Consider the following 2521-nt stretch of genomic DNA (forward strand, 5'->3'; position numbering starts at 1 on the left):
CCACGGGTTATTGAGGTGTTACAAAACCTGAAACACATAAAAATGATGAGGTACCAATTTATTTAATGATGGATACTAAAAAAGGTTTATTTATTTCACCACCCAAGGTTGTGAAAACCAATAAAAGTGACCTTTTTTACTGATTGATGGCGCTGTACAGTTATATCTTGAGCGTCCTTTTTCTAGGGCTTTAGATGGGCTTATTTCCACCCTCTTTTCAAAGATAGGCTCATCTAATTCAGCAGCTTTATTATCTAACCATTTTATATTCGCTTTACCTTGTCCTGATACATAACAAGCAAATTGAGATTTATTAAAATCTTTAATCTCTAACTTCATAGTTAAGCTTGGTTTACTAAAGCGAGTAACCGATTCACTATTGGTAAGCTTTATAATATTAAATGGCAGTGATTTAAGCTTAGTTTTTAATGTTTTAAGATTGGCATATATACCCGATGCAGGAAAACGCGGTAAACGGCTAAAGTCACTATCAATACCTACAGCACCAGAATGCTGACCTATACCAATAAAACCTAACTCTTTAATGATATTTTGTAGTTCATGATTAAACTCACCATAAGGATAAGCTAAGTATTTATAGTTATGCCCTGTTTCTTGCGCAATACGCGCTTCAGATTGAACTAAATCTTGTTTTATACGGTTTTGCCATTGCGCTAAAGTCTCATTTTCAAGCTTTTGATGCAGGTATAAATGTTCAGCACTGTGATTAGCGATTGTTGCACCTTTTTTTGTCAATTCGCGAATTTGCTGCCATGTCATTACATAAGATTTCTTTTCATCTATCATTTTTGGGTTAACAAAAATGGTATAAGGAAAATTAAACTTTTCAAGAATTGGCGCTGCAGTGGTATAGTTGTTTTTGTAACCATCATCAAATGTAATCGCAACGGTATTATCAGCTAAGGTTTCACCTTGTTTTAACTTAGATAACATATCAGCTAAGGAAATCACATTAAAGTTGTTTTGCTTTAGATGTGTCATATGCGCTTCAAAATCAGTTGGGCTAATAGAAGTCACTGCAGGCATAGCTTCACTGACATGATGATATTGTAGAATCACACTCGCCATAGCTAGATTTGATAAAAAACACAGCGGTAGTAATAAGGTTAGTCTTAATACATGTTTAAATTTGTGCAACATTTTCATAAAAACCTATTTAGTAAAAGTAATGTAACCCATCATAAAAGCTTACTGCTTTTAGCTTGGCCTATGATTTTATCAAATATTACGGTGCCTTTGTTAGGTTTAGTTGATACAGCTGTGATTGGGCATTTAGATAATTCATTTTATCTGGCGGGTGTTGCTATCGGTTCGATGGTGATCAGCTTAATATTTTGGTTATCTGGATTTTTACGTATGAGCACAACGGGTTTAGCAGCCCATGCATTTGGTGCACAAGACAAACTTGAGCAAATGGCAGTTTTGAAAAAAGGCTTAATTCTGTCGGTTGGATTTTCTGTCTTTTTATTATGTTTACAGCCGCTGATTATTTATATTTTACAAAACCACATTACCGCCTCAAGTGAAGCGTTAACACAGGCTCAAATTTATTTTTCAATTCGAATATTCAGCGCGCCTGCAGCCCTTGCTAACTTAGTATTGCTAGGCTGGATGTTAGGCATGCAATACGCCAAAGGCCCGTTTTATTTACTGTTAGTAGCCAATATCACTAATATTGTTTTAGATGTCATTTTGGTTGTTTGGCTAGACTATGCAGTAGCGGGTGCTGCTTGGGCGTCTGTTGCTTCTGATTATCTTTCGCTTATTTTTGCCCTCGTGATAGTGACTAAATTACTTAATAAACATGATTTGTCTTGGTCTAAAATGTTTATTCAATCCTTAACTAATATACAAGAAACCTTAAGTTTAAATCGCGATATATTTATTCGTTCACTGTTTTTACAAATATGTTTTGCCTTTATTACTTATTACGGAGGCCGATTAGGCGATAATGTTTTGGCTGCCAATGCCATTTTATTAAACTTTTTATTACTGGTGAGTTTTGCATTAGATGGCGTAGCTTATGCTGTTGAGGCTAAAGTTGGCGAAGCGAAAGGACAACAAAACCTCAAACAATTGAAACTTTGGGTCAATATCAGTTTATTTTGGGGCATCTTATTTAGCATTTTATATAGTTTAGGATTTGCTGTTTTTGGTGATGAACTTATTGCTTTATTAACCGATATTCCTGAAGTGGTAGCAACGGCGCAAAACTATGTGATTTGGTCGGTATTATTGCCTATGATAGCGGTATTTTGTTTTATATTTGATGGTGTATTTATAGGCTTAACACGGGCTAAAGATATGCGAAATGCCATGATATTCTCAAGCTTAGTCGGCTTTTTTGGTGTGTTTTTACTATTAGAACCTTGGGGAAATCATGCTCTATGGGCAGCAATGAGCAGCTTTATGTTATTAAGAGGTTTAACTTTAATTAAAAAATATCACGATTTAAAAAGTGCGAATCAGTTAATTTAAACCTGCTTTCCGCGGCTATAAA

Annotated in this window: 2 protein-coding genes; one reads left to right on the forward strand and one right to left on the reverse strand. The window is 35.0% G+C overall.

Annotated elements, in window-relative coordinates:
- Positions 1 to 90: 90 nt before the first annotated feature.
- Positions 91 to 1161 carry a polysaccharide deacetylase family protein gene (locus CJF42_RS25615; RefSeq protein ID WP_095369316.1) on the reverse strand — a complete coding sequence of 357 codons (1071 nt, stop codon included), beginning with the start codon at positions 1159 to 1161 and terminating at the stop codon, positions 91 to 93.
- On the opposite strand from CJF42_RS25615, the gene dinF reads away from it, so the two are divergent.
- Complete coding sequence (gene dinF / locus CJF42_RS25620; protein WP_095369317.1) at positions 1141 to 2499, forward strand: MATE family efflux transporter DinF; 1359 nt, start codon at positions 1141 to 1143, stop codon at positions 2497 to 2499. The genes CJF42_RS25615 and dinF overlap by 21 nt on opposite strands.
- Positions 2500 to 2521: the final 22 nt, after the last annotated feature.

The sequence above is a fragment of the Pseudoalteromonas sp. NBT06-2 genome, from assembly GCF_002276045.1.
Taxonomy (GTDB): Bacteria; Pseudomonadota; Gammaproteobacteria; order Enterobacterales; family Alteromonadaceae; genus Pseudoalteromonas.